Genomic DNA, 17,109 nt, shown 5'->3' with positions numbered 1-17,109 from the left:
CCGGCGCCGCGCAAGCGGCAGCCGGCCGGAAGCGGCCGCGCCACTCACCGCATGTTTCGCACCGACGCGTCGTAGCGCTCGCGCGCCACGTCCAGCTCGGGAAAATGGCGCTCGGCCCAGCGGTCGAGCGCCACGAGCGTCTCCACGAGCGACCCCGCCACCGCCGTCAACCGGTACTCGACGTGTGCGCGCCGCGCGGCCACCGCGATGCGTTCGATCAGCCCGTTGCGCTCCAGCTCGCGCAGCGTCTGCGTCAGCACCTTCTGGGAAATCCCGCCGATACGCTTGAGCAGCTCGCCATTGCGCAGCGGCCGCTGGGCCAACGCCGGCAGGATCAGCAGCGACCACTTGCCGGCGACCAGCGCGAGCGCATCGCGCGCCGAGCAGTCCGCCGCGTAGACGTCGCCGGGAAATGCCATGGTTACCTCCGGGTGCGTGATTGCGCGGCCCCACCGCCGCCGGCCATCATCGTCGCACACTCCCGGAGCCCGCCATGCATGCGCTGATCGTCGTTGCCCATCCCGAACCGCAGTCGTTCAACGCCACCCTCGCCGGCACGGCGGCCGACGCCTGGCGCGCGGGCGGCCATGCCGTGACGGTCGCGAACCTGTATGGCGAGACGTTCGATCCGTGCGAGGCACCGCGCCATTACGCGGATCGGCTCGACCCCACCTGCTTCGACGCGCAGCGCGAGCAGCGCCATCACTGGGAACGCGGCACGCTCGCGCCCGAGATCGCGCATCATGTCGGCCTGCTGAAGCAAGCCGATGCGCTGATCCTGCAGTTCCCGCTGTGGTGGTTCGGCGCGCCCGCGATCCTGAAGGGCTGGATGGATCGCGTATTCGTCTATGGCGGCCTTTACAGCAGCCGGCAGCGCCACGATCGCGGCGTGCTGCAAGGGCGGCGCGCGTTGCTGAGCGTCACGACCGGCTCGTCGGCCGCCGCCTGCGCGCCCGATGGCCGTGAAGGCGATACCCGCCTGCTGCTGTGGCCGATCATGTACGCGCTGCGCTACGTCGGCTTCGACGTGCTCGAACCGCACCTGATCCACGACGTTCGCGGCGGCCTGGCGGGCGATGCCGCGCGGCGGCAGGACGCGCGCCTCGCACGCTGCCTCGTCGACTACCGCGCGCGGCTGCGCGACTGGCCCGCGTGGCCGCGCGTGCCGTTCAACCGCGACGAGGACTTCGACGACGACGCCAGGCTGAAACCCGGCACCCCGGCTTACAGCCCGTTCATCCGCCCGACCGAGGCCGGCCGGTAGCCGCCGGCTCGGCAACGCGAGCTTCACGACACCCGTAGTAGACTCTCGACCATCGTGGGCGCCGGCGGCGGCGGGTACGGCACGGGCAGCATGCCCGCCGGGCCTGCGCGATGCCTCGGGCGCCGACCTGCCGGCCGCCGCGCGATCCTGGCGACGTGACGGCCATCCAGACAATTACGATGGAGTCCCCATGTTTTCCCGACGCTATATCGCGATGTGGTGCGCGGTCCTGCTGTTCGTGGCCGTCGCGGCGCTCGCCGCCCGGCACACGATCGCGTGGCTGTGGCTCGTGATCCCGGCCGCGCTCGTCGCGCTCGGCCTGTACGACCTGAAGCAGGACCGCCACGCGATCCTGCGCAACTACCCGCTCTGGGGCCACTTCCGCTTCCTGTTCGAATTCATCCGACCTGAAATCCGCCAGTATTTCGTCGAGGACGACACCGACGAAAAACCGTTCTCGCGTGCGCAGCGCAGCCTCGTCTACCAGCGCGCGAAGAACGTCGCCGACAACCGCCCGTACGGCACCGAGCTGAACGTGAAGGCCGTCGCGCACGAATGGATCAGCCATTCGCTCGCGCCGACGAAGCTGCCGAACCACGATTTCCGCATCCGCGTCGGCGCGAACCGCGCGCAACCGTATGACATTTCGATCTTCAACATCTCGGCGATGAGCTTCGGCTCGCTGTCCGCGAACGCGATCCGCTCGCTGAACCTCGGTGCGAAGAAAGGCGGTTTCGCGCACGACACGGGCGAAGGCTCGCTGTCGAAGTACCACCGCGAAAACGGCGGCGACATCATCTGGGAAATCGCGTCCGGCTACTTCGGCTGCCGCAACGACGACGGCACCTTCAACCCCGACAAGTTCGCGAAGCAGGCCGCCGATCCGCAGGTCAAGATGATCGAGGTGAAGCTGTCGCAGGGTGCGAAGCCCGGCCACGGCGGCGTGCTGCCGGCCGCGAAGATCACGCCGGAAATCGCCGAGACGCGCGGCGTGCCGATGGGCAAGGACTGCATCTCGCCGGCGACGCACTCGGAGTTCTCGACGCCGCGCGGGCTGCTCGAATTCGTCGACCGGCTGCGCACGCTGTCGGGCGGCAAGCCGACCGGCTTCAAGCTGTGCATCGGCCATCCGTGGGAATTCTTCGGGATCGCGAAGGCGATGCTCGAGACCGGCATCGTGCCGGACTTCATCGTCGTCGACGGCGCGGAAGGCGGCACGGGCGCGGCGCCGCTCGAATTCACCGACCACGTCGGCGTGCCGCTGCAGGAAGGGCTGCTGCTCGTGCACAACACGCTCGTCGGGATCGGCGTGCGCGATCGCGTGAAGCTCGGCGCGAGCGGCAAGATCATCACCGCGTTCGACATCGCGCGTACGCTCGCGATCGGCGCGGACTGGGTGAACTCGGCGCGCGGCTTCATGTTCGCGGTCGGCTGTATCCAGGCGCAGCACTGCCACACCGATCGCTGCCCGACCGGCGTCGCGACCCAGGACCCGGTGCGCCAGCGCGCGCTCGTCGTGCCCGACAAGGCCGAGCGCGTGTACAACTTCCACCGCAATACGCTGCATGCGTTGCAGGAACTCGTGCAGGCGGCCGGCCTCGCGCACCCGTCCGAGCTGCGCGCGCATCACATCGTGCAGCGGGTCGCGCCGCATGAAGTGCGGCTGATGTCGCAGTTGCTGAAGTACCTGAAACCCGGCGCGCTGCTCGACGGCAACACCTGCGGCTTTACGCTGTACGACAAGTGGTGGCCGATTGCGCGCAGCGATTCGTTCACGCTCGGCGAGGCCGTGTACGCATCGATCGAATGACGCGGGCAACCGCCCCCGCCGCGGGGCGGCCCGGCAAAAAGAAAAGCGCCCCGCGGGGCGCTTTTCTTTTTGCCGAATGGCGTGATCGCGTGAAGCGCGTGAATGCGTCGCGTGCGGCTCAGTTCTGCGGCAGCGTATCGGCGAACGATGGCCGCTGCAGCAGCTTCGCGAAGTGCTTGTCGAGGTTCGGGTGGCGATCGCGCCAGTTGAGCTCGGGCATCCGGAAGTCGAGATAGCCGAGCGCGCAGCCGAGTGCGATGTCGGCGAGCGTGTAATGATTACCGACGCACCACGTCTTGCCGCCGAGGCCCTGCGACATCGCGACGAGGCCGTCGTCGATCTTGCGTTGCTGGCGCGCGATCCAGCTCGCGCTGCGCTGCGCCTCGTCGCGCATCGTATGTTCGACGCGAATCGCGACCGCCGCGTCGATCACGCCGTCGCCCAGCGCTTCCCAGCACCGCACCTCGAGGCGCTCGCGGCCCGACGGCGGAATCAGCTTGCCGACCGGCGACAGCGTATCGACGTATTCGCAGATCACGCGGGAATCAAACACCGCGGCACCATCCTCCATCACGAGGCACGGGACCTTGCCGAGCGGATTCGAGGCATGAATATCCGTCTCCGGCGCCCACACGTTCTCGAGCTCCAGCTTGTAGTCGATCTTCTTTTCAGCCAGCACGATCCGCGCCTTGCGGACGTACGGGCTGCTGAGCGAACCGATTAATTTCATCATCTGCCTTTTTAAGGGAACCGCCGAGAGTATACGTTGTCGCCGATCATAACCGGCCAGCGTCGCGCGACAGAAAATCGCCCGGACGGCCTGTGGATGGTTTGCAACAACCTCCGCGCGGGCCTTCCGGGGCGGCTTCCCGCCCCCTCTCTCACGCACGGCGTCCCGCGGCGCTACAATCGCACGAATGAACGCGCCCCTCGATACCGCCATCGCCGTCGACGTCTACCGCCAGCGCCGTGAACGCGTGCTTGCCGCACTGCGTGCCGCCGGCGGCGGCGTCGCCATCGTCCCCACCGCGCCCGAAGTGCCGCGCAATCGCGATACGGACTATCCGTACCGGTTCGACAGCTACTTCCACTACCTGACGGGCTTCAGCGAGCCGGATGCCGTGCTCGTGCTGAACGCGGCCGCGCCGCACGGCGCGCCGGAGTCGATCCTGTTCTGCCGCGCCAAGAATGCCGACCGCGAAATCTGGGAAGGCTTCCATTACGGGCCCGAAGCCGCGCGCGATGCGTTCGGCTTCGACGCCGCGTTCGCGGTCGACGTGATCGATACCGAGATGCCGCGCCTGCTCGCCGACGCGGGCACCGTGCACTACCGGTTCGGCGCATCGGCCGACTTCGAGCGCCGGCTCGCGGGCTGGGTCGACGCGGTGCGCGCGCTGGCGCGCACGGGTGTCGCCGCGCCGGACGCGATGCTCGACCTCACGCCGCTGCTCGACGACATGCGGCTCGTGAAGGACGAGCACGAGCTCGCGATCATGATGCGCGCCGCGCACATCTCCGCCCTTGCGCACCGCCGCGCGATGCAGGCGTGCCGCCCCGGCATCCGCGAATACGAACTCGAGGCCGAGCTGCTGTATGTGTTCCGCAAGCACGGCGCGCAGTCGCCCGCGTACGGCTCGATCGTCGCGGCCGGCGCGAACGCGTGCGTGCTGCACTACCCGGCCGGCAACGCGGTCGCGCAAGATGGCGACCTGATCCTGATCGACGCCGCGTGCGAACTCGATGGCTACGCGTCGGACATCACGCGCACGTTCCCGGCCAACGGGCGCTTCTCGCCCGCGCAACGCACGCTGTACGACATCGTGCTCGCCGCGCAGCAGGCCGCGATCGACGCGACGCGCGCCGGCGTGCCGTTCGAGGCGCCGCACGACGCCGCCGTGCGCGTGCTCGCGCAGGGGCTGCTCGACACCGGCATCATCCCGAAATCGCGCTTCTCGAACGTCGACGACGTGATCGCCGAGCGCGCCTACGCACGCTTCTACATGCATCGCACCGGCCACTGGATCGGCATGGACGTGCACGATTGCGGCGACTACCGCGAGCGGCTCGCCGAGCGCGACGGCAACGGCGCGCTGCCGTGGCGCACGCTGAAAGCCGGCATGACGCTGACGATCGAGCCCGGCCTGTACGTGCGCGCCGCCGACGACGTGCCGCCCGAGTACTGGAACATCGGCATCCGCATCGAGGACGACGCGATCGTGCGCGAGCACGGCTGCGAGCTGATCACGCGCGGCGTGCCCGTCGCGGCGGACGAGATCGAAGCGCTGATGCGCGCGGGCGCATGACCGGCTGCCGCCGACCGTTACCTCCGTTTCACGAATCAAGATGACGACCGCCTCCTCCCCGGCCACGCCGGACTACGATCTCGCCATCGTCGGCGCGGGCCCCGTCGGGCTCGCGCTCGCCGGCTGGCTCGCGCGCCGCAGCGCCACGCAGCACGCATCGATCGCACTGATCGATGCACGCGAACCGGCCGCGAGCGCGAACGATCCGCGCGCGATCGCCGTGTCGCACGGCAGCCGCGTGCTGCTCGACACGCTCGCGTGGCCCGCCGACGCGACGCCGATCGAACATATCCACGTGTCGCAGCGCGGCCATTTCGGCCGCACGCTGATCGACCGCGACGAGCACGACGTCGCCGCGCTCGGCTATGTCGTACGCTACGGCTCGCTCGTGCAGGCGCTCGCGGCCGCCGTGCGCGGCACGCGCGTCGACTGGCTCACGTCGACCACCGCGCGCGCGCCGCAGCAGGATGCCGACGGCGTCACGCTGACGCTCGACGGCCCGCAGGGCGAGCGCACGCTGCGCGCACGCGTCGTCATCAATGCGGAAGGCGGGCTGTTCCACGAACAGCAGGCCGACGCCGGCAAACATCGCCGCGACTACGGGCAGACCGCGATCGTCGGCACGGTCACGGTATCGGCGCCGCGCCCGAACGTCGCGTGGGAACGCTTCACACACGAAGGCCCGCTCGCGCTGCTGCCGCTCGGCGGGCCGCGCCAGGCCGAGTACGCGCTCGTCTGGTGCTGCACGCCCGACGAAGCGGCGCGGCGCGGCGCGCTGCCCGACGATGCGTTCCTGCGCGAACTCGGCCGCGCATTCGGCGAACGCATGGGCGACTTCGTCGCGATCGCGGGCCGCGCATCGTTCCCGCTCGGCCTGACCGCCGCGCAGACGCTCGTCAACGGCCGCGTCGCGATCGTCGGCAATGCCGCGCAAACCCTGCACCCCGTCGCGGGCCAGGGGCTCAACCTCGGGCTGCGCGATGCGCATACGCTCGTCGATACACTGTCCGCCCAAGGCTTCGAGGCCACCGCACTCGCCACCTTCAACGCGCGCCGCGCACTCGACCGGCGCTTCACGATCGGCGCGACCGACACGCTGGCGCGCCTGTTCACGATCGACTCGGGCCCGCTCCCGCTGCTGCGCGGCGCGGCGCTCACCGCGCTGGAGTTCGTACCGCCGCTCAAGAAGGTGATCGCGCGACAGATGATGTTCGGCCAGCGCAACTGACCCGCGGCGCGCACAGTCGCGCCGCTCAAACCGGGTCAAATCGGCGGGGCATGGGAATACGGTAAAATGCGCGTTTCCGTCTGCCCTTTCCCTGCCCGCGCCCGCCGCGGGCGGTGCCATTGCGATGCCCGTTATCGGCCCTCACGTATTGCGTAACAACCTGTTCGTCGCCCCGATGGCCGGCGTGACGGATCGTCCGTTCCGCCAGCTCTGCAAGCGGCTGGGAGCCGGTTACGCCGTGTCCGAGATGGTCGCGTCCAACGCGCAGCTGTGGAAAAGCGCGAAGACGATGCGGCGCGCGAACCACGAAGGCGAGGTGGAACCGATTGCGGTCCAGATCGCCGGCGCCGATCCGGCGATGATGGCCGAAGCGGCCCGCTACAACGTCGACAACGGCGCGCAGATCATCGACATCAACATGGGCTGCCCGGCGAAGAAGGTCTGCAACGTCGCGGCCGGCTCCGCGCTGCTGCAGAACGAGCCGCTCGTGCAGCGCATCGTCGAGGCCGTCGTCGCGGCGGTCGGCACGGGGCCCGATGCGGTGCCCGTCACGCTGAAGATCCGCACCGGCTGGGATCGCGAGCACAAGAACGCGATCACGGTTGCGCGCCTGGCCGAAGCCGCCGGCATCTCGATGCTCACCGTGCACGGCCGCACGCGCGCCGACCTGTACCGCGGCGACGCCGAATACGACACCATCGCCGCCGTGAAGGCGGCCGTGCGGATTCCGGTGGTCGCGAACGGCGACATCACGTCGCCCGCGAAGGCGAAGGCCGTGCTCGACGCCACCGGCGCCGACGCCCTGATGATCGGTCGTGCCGCGCAAGGTCGGCCGTGGCTGTTCCGCGAAATCGATCATTTCCTGCAAACCGGCGAGCTGCTGCCCCCGCCGCGGATCGACGAGATCCAGCACGTGATGAACGAACACCTGGAAGACCACTACGCTTTCTATGGTGAATTCACGGGAGTCCGTACTGCGCGCAAGCACATCGGCTGGTACACTCGCGGCCTTTCCGGTGCCAACGGGTTCCGGCACAGGATGAACACGCTCGATTCCACCCGCGAGCAGCTCGCCGCCGTCAATGCCTTCTTCGAGGCGCAAAAGGCGCTGTCGGACCACCTCGTCTACGTCGATGACGAAGAGGAAAACGGCCAGGGCGAGTCGGACGACCATAACCAGTTAGCAGCATGAGCAAGCACAACATCGAACAATGTGTCCGCGAGAGCCTGGACGTGTATTTCCGGGATCTAGACGGCTCCAATCCGCACGACGTCTATGAAATGGTGATGTCCTGCGTCGAAAAGCCGATGCTCGAGGTCGTGCTCGTACAGGCCGGCGGCAACCAGTCGCTCGCCGCGGAGTACCTCGGCATCAATCGCAATACGCTGCGCAAGAAGCTGCAGCAGCACGGCCTGCTGTAGGCGGCCGTCCCGTCCCCGTTTCCCTGGCTATTGGTGGTTCCATCATGATCAAGCAAGCGCTCATTTCCGTTTCCGACAAGACCGGCATCGTCGACTTCGCGAAGTCGCTGTCCGACCTCGGCGTCAAGCTGCTGTCGACGGGCGGCACCGCGAAACTCCTCGCCGACGCCGGCCTGCCCGTGACCGAAGTGGCTGATTACACGGGCTTCCCGGAAATGCTCGATGGGCGCGTGAAGACGCTCCACCCGAAGGTGCACGGCGGCATCCTCGCCCGCCGCGACCTGCCCGAGCACATGCAGGCGCTGGAACAGCACGGCATCCCGACGATCGACCTGCTCGTCGTGAACCTGTACCCGTTCGTCGCGACGATCGCGAAGGACGACTGCACGCTCGCCGATGCGATCGAGAACATCGACATCGGCGGCCCGACGATGCTGCGCTCGGCCGCGAAGAACCACCGCGACGTAACGGTCGTCGTCGATCCGGCCGACTACGCGGTCGTGCTCGATGAAATGAAGGCGAACGGCAATGCGGTCGGCTACGCGACCAACTTCCGCCTCGCGACGAAGGTGTTCGCGCACACCGCGCAATACGACGGCGCGATCACGAACTACCTGACGAGCCTGACCGACGAGCTGAAGCACGCGTCGCGCAACGCGTACCCGGCCACGCTGAACCTGGCGTTCGACAAGGTGCAGGACCTGCGCTACGGCGAGAACCCGCACCAGAGCGCCGCGTTCTACCGCGACCTCGCGACGCCGGCCGGCGCGCTGGCGAACTACCGCCAGCTGCAGGGCAAGGAACTGTCGTACAACAACATCGCCGATTCCGACGCGGCGTGGGAATGCGTGAAGACGTTCGACGCGCCGGCCTGCGTGATCATCAAGCACGCGAACCCGTGCGGCGTCGCAGTCGGCAACGATTCGGCCGACGCATACGCGAAGGCATTCCAGACCGACCCGACGTCGGCATTCGGCGGCATCATCGCGTTCAACCGCGAAGTCGACGAAGCGGCTGCCCAGGCCGTCGCGAAGCAGTTCGTCGAAGTGCTGATCGCACCGTCGTTCTCCGACGCCGCGAAGCAGGTGTTCGCCGCGAAGCAGAACGTGCGCCTGCTCGAGATCGCACTCGGCGACGGCCATAACGCATTCGACCTGAAGCGCGTGGGCGGCGGCCTGCTCGTGCAGTCGCTCGATTCACGCAACGTGCAACCGAGCGAGCTGCGCGTCGTCACGAAGCGCCAGCCGACCGCGAAGGAAATGGACGACCTGCTGTTCGCATGGCGCGTCGCGAAGTACGTGAAGTCGAACGCGATCGTGTTCTGCGGCAACGGCATGACGCTCGGCGTCGGCGCAGGCCAGATGAGCCGCGTCGATTCCGCGCGCATCGCGAGCATCAAGGCGCAGAACGCCGGCCTGACGCTGGCCGGTTCGGCAGTCGCATCGGATGCGTTCTTCCCGTTCCGCGACGGCCTCGACGTCGTCGTGGCAGCCGGCGCGACCTGCGTGATCCAGCCGGGCGGCTCGATGCGCGACGATGAAGTGATCGCGGCGGCCGACGAGCACGGCATCGCGATGGTCCTGACGGGCGTGCGCCACTTCCGTCACTGATCGCATGCGGCCCGCGCGGCCGCAGCACGACGACCCGGCGGCATCGCATCCGCCGGGTTTTTTATTGCACGGCGCCTTCGCGCACGACCGGGCGACCGGCTTGCCGCACCAATCGTTGTAGTATCGCTGCATCACGCCACTCTCCTCACTCATGCGAATTCTCGGCATCGACCCCGGCCTGCGCGTCACCGGCTTCGGCGTCATCGACGTCAGCGGCCACCGGCTCGCCTATGTCACGAGCGGCGTGATCCGCACGCCGACGGCCGACCTGGCCACCCGGCTCGGCACGATCTTCCAGGGCGTCTCGACCATCGTGCGCGAGCACGCCCCCGACCAGGCCGCGATCGAAAAGGTGTTCGTCAACGTGAACCCGCAGTCGACGCTGCTGCTCGGCCAGGCGCGCGGCGCCGCGATCTGCGGCCTCGTCGCGGGCGGCCTGCCGGTCGCCGAATACACGGCGCTGCAGCTCAAGCAGGCCGTGGTCGGCTACGGCCGCGCGACCAAGACGCAGATGCAGGAAATGGTCACGCGGCTGCTCAACCTCTCCGGCCAACCGGGCTCCGACGCGGCCGACGCGCTCGGCATGGCGATCTGCCACGCGCACGGCGGCGATACGCTCAGCACGCTCGGCGGCCTCGCGCCGGCGCTCGCGAAGAAAGGGCTGCGCGTGCGGCGCGGGCGGCTGGTCGGCTGACGGCGGCGCGCATCGCGGCCCGGCACGTCGGCTCGACTGCGTTGCCCCCTTTGGCTGCGCCGGCCACCTTGACCGTTTTACCCGCACGCGGCACGCCCGCGACACGCGCCGCTTCGGCCTGACGGCCGCGCCGATCGGCATCGCGCCGCACGTGCGCTACACTCGCGCTTTCTTCCTCGCATCAAGCCATCCATGATCGGTCGCATCGCCGGCATCCTGCTCGAAAAGAACCCGCCCCACCTGCTCGTCGACTGCAACGGCGTCGGCTACGAGATCGACGTGCCGATGAGCACCTTCTACAACCTGCCGCAAACGGGCGAGCGCGTCGTGCTGCTTACGCAGCAGATCGTCCGCGAGGACGCGCACCTGCTGTACGGCTTCCTGACGCCGCAGGAGCGCACGACCTTCCGCGAGCTGCTGAAGATCACCGGCATCGGCGCGCGCATGGCGCTCGCCGTGCTGTCCGGCATGAGCGTGCAGGAGCTCGCGCAGGCCGTGACGATGCAGGACGCCGCGCGCCTCACGCGCCTGCCCGGCATCGGCAAGAAGACGGCCGAACGCCTGCTGCTCGAACTGAAGGGCAAGCTCGGCGCCGATCTCGGCGCGCTCGCCGGCGCCGCCTCGCCGTCCGACCACGCGACCGACATCCTCAACGCGCTGCTCGCGCTCGGCTATTCCGAAAAGGAAGGCCTCGCCGCGATCAAGAACGTGCCGGCCGGCACCGGCGTATCCGAAGGCATCAAGCTCGCGTTGAAGGCGCTGTCGAAGGTCTAACGCCCGCGTGACGCGCTGCCGGGCGGTGCGTTGAAGCCAGTGTCGCGCAGCTGCGCAACGCTCGCCAGTCGGCCGTTCGGCCAGGTGGGCGGGACTGCGGCGCGCGGTACAATGGCCGCATGATTGAAACCGACAAACTCGCCACCGAGCAGCGGATCATCGCCGCCACGCCCGCCTCGTCGCACGAGGAGGTGTTCGAACGTGCGCTGCGGCCGCGCCAGCTCGACGACTACGTCGGCCAGGAAAAGGTGCGCGGCCAGCTCGAGATCTTCATCGAAGCCGCCAAGCGCCGCTCCGAGCCACTCGACCACGTGCTGCTGTTCGGGCCGCCGGGCCTCGGCAAGACGACGCTCGCACACATCATCGCGCGGGAGATGGGCGTGAACCTGCGCCAGACGTCGGGCCCCGTGCTCGAGCGCGCAGGCGATCTCGCCGCGCTGCTGACGAACCTCGAAGCGAACGACGTGCTGTTCATCGACGAGATCCACCGGCTGTCGCCGGTCGTCGAGGAAATCCTGTATCCGGCACTCGAGGATTACCAGATCGACATCATGATCGGCGAAGGCCCGGCCGCGCGCAGCGTGAAGCTCGACCTGCAGCCGTTCACGCTGGTCGGCGCCACCACCCGCGCCGGGATGCTGACCAACCCGCTGCGCGATCGTTTCGGGATCGTCGCACGCCTCGAGTTCTACGATGCCGATCAACTGTCGCGCATCGTGCGGCGCTCGGCATCGCTGCTGAACGCGCAGATCGATCCGAACGGCGCGCTCGAAATCGCGAAGCGTTCGCGCGGCACGCCGCGGATCGCGAACCGGCTGCTGCGCCGCGTGCGCGACTTCGCGGAAGTGAAGGCCGACGGCCAGATCACCGCGGCCGTCGCCGATGCCGCGCTCGCGATGCTCGACGTCGATCCGGTCGGCTTCGACCTGATGGACCGCAAGCTGCTCGAGGCGATCCTGTACAAGTTCGACGGCGGCCCGGTCGGCATCGACAACCTCGCGGCGGCGATCGGCGAAGAGCGCGACACGATCGAGGACGTACTCGAGCCGTACCTGATCCAGCAGGGCTTCCTGCAGCGCACGCCGCGCGGGCGCGTCGCGACGCTGCTCACGTATCGCCACTTCGGGCTTTCCGTGCCCGACACCGGCCGCACCGAACGCGGCGAGTGGGATACCCCCGACGGGAAGTAACCCGTCGCCCGAGCCGCCCCACCATGACGACGCCACCCAGCTCCCGCCCCGCCGCACCCGCACCGGGCCCGCGCTGGGCCGAGCCGATCCGCAAGCGGCTCGTGGCCGGCGTCACGCACCTGACCGTGGGTGGCGGCGGCCCGTCACTCGACCTCTCTTCACCGCCGGGAGACCCGGGGCTGTTCGGTCCCGAGGCCGTCTGCTGGCGTGTGCATGCCGACTTCACGTCGATGATGACGGGCGGCATCGCGGCGCTGCTGCTGCAGGCGCTCCACCCGCTCGCGCTCGCGGGCGTCTGGGATCACTCGTCGTTCCGCACCGACATCCTCGGCCGCTTGCGACGCACCGCCACGTTCATCACCGGTACGACGTTCGGCAGTCGCGCGGACGCCCTCGCGCTGATCGAGCGCGTGAAATCGATCCACGCGCACATCTCGGGCACCGCGCCGGACGGCCGCCCGTACCGCGCCGACGATCCGGCGTTGCTGACCTGGGTGCATGTCGCGGAAGTGTCGAGTTTCCTCGCCGCGCATCTGCGCTATGTGAATCCCGCGCTGCCGGGCGAGTTGCAGGACCGCTACTACGCCGAAACGGCATTGGTCGCCGAGCTGCTCGGCGCACACGAGGTGCCCCGTTCGCGTGCCGAGGTGGCCGCCTATCTCGCGCGCATGCAGCCCGAGCTCGAGGCCGGGCCGCGCACGTTCGACGTGATGTCCATCCTGCTGAACGTGCCGGTCGCGAAGCCCGCGCTGCGTCCGGCCGCGTCGCTGGTGATGCATGCAGGCATCGACCTGCTGCCGCCGTGGGCGCAACGCATGCTCGGCGTGTCGGCGTTCGCGCCGCTGCGCCGCGCGGTGGTCCGGCCCGGCATCCGGGTCGTCGCACCCGTGCTGCGCTGGGCGCTCGTGAACGGCGCATCAAAACGTGCGCGCCGCCGCGCCACCGCGACGCCGCCCGACGGCACCCCGCCTGCCTGACGATTCGCTTCCTCTTATCATTTCAATTTACTGTCAAATACCTGTGACAAGCTGACGGGCTTGCACCCGCGCACGGTCGCACGTGCCGTACGTCCCGCCTGTCCGTGACCCGCGCGGTGTCCCGCCCACCCGACCGACACCCGATGCCCGCGATGCCACGCCTGCCGACCCGTTTCGCCCTTGCCGCCAGCCTGTCCACCGTCTTCGCCCTCGCCGCCTGCGGAGGCGACGATGTCACCGCCGTCGCGCGTTCGGACGCGCAGACGCCGTCCGGCGGCACCCCGACCACGCCTGCCCCCACGCCGCCCGCCACCGTCACGCCGCAACCGGGCAAGTGGAAAGCCGCGCGCGCGGGCGACCTGATCGACGTGACGCTCGGCGACCTCCATCCGACGCAAGGCGCGATCGGCTACGACCAGATCTATTACAAGCTCGGCCGCTACGAACTGCAGCCCGACAAGAAATTCGACGACTTCTGCGCGGACGAGGGCCTCGGCGGCGTCGCGTCGAGCGGCTACACAGCCAGGTCGACGCTGCGCGAGCCCGCGAGCTACACGTGCACGACGACCGACGCGAACGCCCGCGACCGCTCGGTGCTGAACCCGGTCGTGATCGGCCCGAACGGCGATGCGCTGTACCTGACCGACGGCCACCACGGCCTGTCGACCTACTACGAGACGCCCGACGGCGGCCCGGCGCTGCACGTGCACGTCGTCGTCAAGGACAACCTCAGCGACTACTCGGGCGACGCGTTCTGGCAGCAGATGCAGAGCCGCGGCTATCTGCGCCTCAAGAACGGAGAAGGCAAGCCGATCACGACCGCGCAACTGCCGACCGGGCTCGGCCTGACACTCGGGATGACGAACGACCGCTACCGCTCGCTCGTCTATTTCACGCGCGAAATCGGCTACAGCAAGCCCGCACAAGCCACCGACTATCTCGAGTTCTACTGGGCCGACTGGCTGCGCGCGCAACCGGGCACGTTCGCGCTCGCCGGCTATGACCTGACGCGCGCCGGCACAACCGACCCGGATCCGGCGAAGGCCGACACGGGCTACCTGAACGCGGTCTGGAATGCGTCGACGCGCATGGTCGCGGCCACGGACCCGGTGATCGACGGCAAGACGGGCGCCGACCTCGGGCGCGCGGACACGATCAACGGCGGCAAGAAATACAACAAGGGGGAATTCGACAAGCTGCGCCAGCCGATCACGGCGGACAAGCCCGGCAAGATCGCGTACGCGCTCGACTACAAGACGCGCCACGCGCTGCCGCAGTAAGCAGCCGGCACCGCGCGGGAAAGAAGTCCCGGCCGGCGATGCCGGACGGGCCTGCTGGCTCAGAGCACCTTGCGGTACCCGTCGTCGTCGCTCGCGGCGTCCAGGTGCGACACGTCGGCCCACTGCACGACCTGCGCGCGGCCGTCGACGTAATCGACGACGTTGATGCTCGTGTTGAGCAGCTGATAATTGCGCGGCGCCGACAGCTCGATGCCGTTCGCGAAACGATAGACGCAGTCGAGCACGCCGCCATGCGCGACGCACGCGATCCGGCCACCCGGATGCTCGGCGACGATCGGTTCGAGCGCATGCAGCACGCGGTGGTAGAACTCGCGCTGCGACTCGCCGCCCTCCGGCGCGAAGCCGGGGTCGCGCGTCTGCCAGGCCGCGTACGCGTCGGGGAACAGCGTCTCGATCTCGGCGCTGTCGTGCCCCTGAAACTGGCCGTACGAGCGTTCGCGCAGCCCTTCCCGCAGCCGCGGCGCAAGCCCGAGCGCGTCGGCGAACGGCTGCGCGGTCTGCTGCGCACGCATCAGGTCGCTTGAATAGATCGCGTCGAGCCGTGCACCGTCACGCGCGTCGCGTGCGAGCCGTGCGGCCAGCTTTTGTGCCTGCTCGAGGCCCGTTTCGGCCAGCGGGATGTCGATATGACCCTGGATGCGCTTGATGCGATTCCAGGCCGTCTCGCCATGGCGGATGAAAAGAATCTGCGTGGTGGCCATCGCGGCGCGTCTCCGGGGAAGAATCAGGGCCGCACTTGCAGCCAAAAGGTCACGGGGCCGTCGTTGACGAGCGACACCTGCATGTCGGCGCCGAACTCGCCCGTCTCGACGACCGGATGGCGCGCCCGCGCGGCCGCCACGAAATAGTCGAACAGCCGCGCGCCTTCGTCGGGCGGCGCGGCCGGCGTGAAGCTCGGACGCAGCCCGCTGTTCGTATCGGCCGCCAGCGTGAACTGCGACACGAGCAGCAGGCCACCTGCGCGGCCCTCGCCGTCGATATTCGACACCGGCAGGTTCATCTTGCCGGCGGCGTCGCTGAACACGCGGTAGCCGAGCATCTTCGCGAGCAGCTTGTCGGCCGCTGCGTCGGTGTCGCCGCGCTCCGCGCAGACCAGCGCGAGCAGGCCCGCGCCGATCTCGCCCGTCGTGCGATCGCCGACGCGCACGTCGGCGCGCTTCACGCGCTGGATCAGCGCGATCATGCGGTCAGCGTGACGCGCGCGAAGCGGCGCTTGCCGACCTGCACGACGAACTCGCCGGCGTCGACCTTCAGGCCCTTGTCCGACACGGTCGCGCCATCGATCTTCACGCCGCCCTGCTCGATGTTGCGCAGCGCCTCGCTCGTCGACGGCACGAGGCCGGCCTGCTTCAGCAACTGGCCGATCGCGAGCGGCGCGCCCGCGAGCGTGACCGACGGAATGTCGTCCGGCACGCCGCCCTTCGCGCGGTGGTTGAAGTCCTCGAGCGCACGCTCGGCGTCGGCCTGCGAGTGGAAGCGCGCGACGATTTCCTGCGCGAGCAGCACCTTGAAGTCGCGCGGGTTGCGGCCGCCTTCGATCTCGCGCTTGAAGCCGTCGATCTCGTCCATCGGACGGAACGACAGCAGCTCGAAGTAACGCCACATCAGCGTGTCCGAGATGCTCATCAGCTTGCCGAACATGTCGTTCGGCTGCTCGCTGATGCCGACGTAGTTGCCCTTCGACTTCGACATCTTCTCGACGCCGTCGAGGCCTTCGAGCAGCGGCATCGTGAGAATGCACTGCTGTTCCTGGCCATACTGCTTCTGCAGTTCGCGGCCGACCAGCAGGTTGAATTTCTGGTCGGTGCCGCCGAGCTCGAGGTCGGCGTTCAGCGCGACCGAGTCGTAGCCCTGCATCAGCGGGTACAGGAATTCGTGGATCGAGATCGGCACGCCGCCCTGGAAGCGCTTCGTGAAATCCTCGCGCTCGAGGATCCGCGCGACCGTGTAGCGCGACGCGAGCTTGATCATCCCGTCCGCGCCGAGCGGCATCGACCATTCGCTGTTGTAGCGGATTTCGGTCTTGTCGCGGTCGAGCACGAGCGCGGCCTGCTCGAAGTAGGTCTTCGCGTTCGATTCGATCTGTTCGCGCGTGAGCGGCGGGCGCGTCGCGTTGCGGCCCGACGGGTCGCCGATCAGCGACGTGAAATCGCCGATCAGGAAGATGACCGTGTGGCCGAGGTCCTGCAGCTGACGCATCTTGTTCAGCACGACCGTATGGCCGATGTGGATGTCAGGCGCGGTCGGGTCGAGGCCGAGCTTGATGCGAAGCGGCGTGCCCGTCGCCGCGCTGCGCGCGAGCTTCTGCGCGAACTCTTCCTCGACCAGCAGCTCGTCGACGCCGCGCTTCGTGACGGCGAGCGCATGCCGGACTTCGTCGGTGATCGGGAAAACAGGCTTGGAACTGGGTTCGGTGCTCATCGGTGCCAGGAGGAATGTCGCAAAAACAGGGATTTTCCCATAACTTGCGCGCCCATCGCTTAACGGCGCGTCACGTTGCGCGGATAATCGGGCGCAAGGCGCGCGGCACCGGCCC

17 protein-coding genes are annotated in these 17,109 nt (G+C 68.6%); 12 read left to right on the top strand and 5 right to left on the bottom strand.

Annotation, left to right across the window (positions count from 1 at the left end; genetic code table 11):
- Positions 1 to 44 precede the first annotated feature (44 nt).
- Positions 45 to 419 (bottom strand): helix-turn-helix domain-containing protein, encoded by a 375-nt coding sequence (locus G3N98_RS18020; RefSeq protein WP_175238188.1) that lies wholly within the window; start codon positions 417 to 419, stop codon positions 45 to 47.
- 74 nt (positions 420 to 493) lie between these two features.
- Here G3N98_RS18020 and G3N98_RS18015 point away from each other — a divergent pair, with 74 nt between their 5' ends.
- Positions 494 to 1,264 (top strand): NAD(P)H-dependent oxidoreductase, encoded by a 771-nt coding sequence (locus G3N98_RS18015; protein ID WP_206148803.1) that lies wholly within the window; start codon positions 494 to 496, stop codon positions 1,262 to 1,264.
- A 190-nt stretch (positions 1,265 to 1,454) separates the two neighbouring features.
- Positions 1,455 to 3,074: an FMN-binding glutamate synthase family protein gene (locus tag G3N98_RS18010; protein WP_089424509.1), complete on the top strand. Its 1,620-nt coding sequence runs from the start codon at positions 1,455 to 1,457 to the stop codon at positions 3,072 to 3,074.
- A 118-nt stretch (positions 3,075 to 3,192) separates the two neighbouring features.
- Here G3N98_RS18010 and G3N98_RS18005 read toward each other — a convergent pair whose 3' ends face one another.
- On the bottom strand, positions 3,193 to 3,807 hold the full coding sequence (locus G3N98_RS18005) for a glutathione S-transferase N-terminal domain-containing protein (RefSeq protein ID WP_039361436.1): 615 nt from the start codon (positions 3,805 to 3,807) through the stop codon (positions 3,193 to 3,195).
- 184 nt (positions 3,808 to 3,991) lie between these two features.
- On the opposite strand from G3N98_RS18005, the gene G3N98_RS18000 reads away from it, so the two are divergent.
- The 10 genes from G3N98_RS18000 to G3N98_RS17955 all read left to right on the top strand — a co-directional run bounded on the left by G3N98_RS18000 (position 3,992) and on the right by G3N98_RS17955 (position 14,552).
- Positions 3,992 to 5,377 carry an aminopeptidase P N-terminal domain-containing protein gene (locus tag G3N98_RS18000; RefSeq protein WP_089472155.1) on the top strand — a complete coding sequence of 462 codons (1,386 nt, stop codon included), beginning with the start codon at positions 3,992 to 3,994 and terminating at the stop codon, positions 5,375 to 5,377.
- A 40-nt stretch (positions 5,378 to 5,417) separates the two neighbouring features.
- Entirely contained in the window at positions 5,418 to 6,605 is a 1,188-nt protein-coding gene (locus G3N98_RS17995) for a UbiH/UbiF/VisC/COQ6 family ubiquinone biosynthesis hydroxylase (protein WP_206148802.1), read from the top strand.
- 124 nt (positions 6,606 to 6,729) lie between these two features.
- Entirely contained in the window at positions 6,730 to 7,797 is a 1,068-nt protein-coding gene (dusB, locus tag G3N98_RS17990) for a tRNA dihydrouridine synthase DusB (RefSeq protein ID WP_006497523.1), read from the top strand.
- Complete coding sequence (locus G3N98_RS17985; protein WP_006476892.1) at positions 7,794 to 8,027, top strand: Fis family transcriptional regulator; 234 nt, start codon at positions 7,794 to 7,796, stop codon at positions 8,025 to 8,027. Before dusB ends, G3N98_RS17985 begins: the two co-directional genes overlap by 4 nt.
- A 44-nt stretch (positions 8,028 to 8,071) precedes the next feature.
- Complete coding sequence (gene purH / locus G3N98_RS17980; protein WP_089460424.1) at positions 8,072 to 9,637, top strand: bifunctional phosphoribosylaminoimidazolecarboxamide formyltransferase/IMP cyclohydrolase; 1,566 nt, start codon at positions 8,072 to 8,074, stop codon at positions 9,635 to 9,637.
- Between the two features lie 151 nt (positions 9,638 to 9,788).
- Entirely contained in the window at positions 9,789 to 10,331 is a 543-nt protein-coding gene (ruvC, locus tag G3N98_RS17975; protein WP_039361444.1) for a crossover junction endodeoxyribonuclease RuvC, read from the top strand.
- A gap of 192 nt (positions 10,332 to 10,523) precedes the next feature.
- Positions 10,524 to 11,105 carry a Holliday junction branch migration protein RuvA gene (ruvA, locus tag G3N98_RS17970; protein ID WP_014898064.1) on the top strand — a complete coding sequence of 194 codons (582 nt, stop codon included), beginning with the start codon at positions 10,524 to 10,526 and terminating at the stop codon, positions 11,103 to 11,105.
- 119 nt (positions 11,106 to 11,224) lie between these two features.
- Positions 11,225 to 12,295, top strand: a complete 1,071-nt coding sequence (gene ruvB / locus G3N98_RS17965) for a Holliday junction branch migration DNA helicase RuvB (protein ID WP_089430607.1) — start codon at positions 11,225 to 11,227, stop codon at positions 12,293 to 12,295.
- A gap of 23 nt (positions 12,296 to 12,318) precedes the next feature.
- Positions 12,319 to 13,272, top strand: a complete 954-nt coding sequence (locus tag G3N98_RS17960) for an oxygenase MpaB family protein (RefSeq protein WP_089430606.1) — start codon at positions 12,319 to 12,321, stop codon at positions 13,270 to 13,272.
- A 152-nt stretch (positions 13,273 to 13,424) separates the two neighbouring features.
- Entirely contained in the window at positions 13,425 to 14,552 is a 1,128-nt protein-coding gene (locus G3N98_RS17955) for a ParB/Srx family N-terminal domain-containing protein (RefSeq protein WP_206148807.1), read from the top strand.
- A 59-nt stretch (positions 14,553 to 14,611) separates the two neighbouring features.
- Here G3N98_RS17955 and G3N98_RS17950 read toward each other — a convergent pair whose 3' ends face one another.
- From G3N98_RS17950 to tyrS, 3 genes are read right to left on the bottom strand one after another with little or no spacing between them, the layout of a single operon-like run.
- On the bottom strand, positions 14,612 to 15,274 hold the full coding sequence (locus G3N98_RS17950; RefSeq protein ID WP_089424501.1) for a histidine phosphatase family protein: 663 nt from the start codon (positions 15,272 to 15,274) through the stop codon (positions 14,612 to 14,614).
- Between the two features lie 23 nt (positions 15,275 to 15,297).
- Positions 15,298 to 15,756: a D-aminoacyl-tRNA deacylase gene (gene dtd, locus G3N98_RS17945; RefSeq protein ID WP_011350959.1), complete on the bottom strand. Its 459-nt coding sequence runs from the start codon at positions 15,754 to 15,756 to the stop codon at positions 15,298 to 15,300.
- Entirely contained in the window at positions 15,753 to 16,994 is a 1,242-nt protein-coding gene (gene tyrS / locus G3N98_RS17940) for a tyrosine--tRNA ligase (RefSeq protein WP_089424500.1), read from the bottom strand. The genes dtd and tyrS overlap by 4 nt, the downstream gene beginning before the upstream one ends.
- Positions 16,995 to 17,109 lie beyond the last annotated feature (115 nt).

The organism is Burkholderia sp. Tr-20390 (assembly GCF_017104595.1).
In the GTDB taxonomy this organism is placed as follows: domain Bacteria; phylum Pseudomonadota; class Gammaproteobacteria; order Burkholderiales; family Burkholderiaceae; genus Burkholderia.
This window is presented reverse-complemented; position numbering and strand designations above follow the sequence as displayed.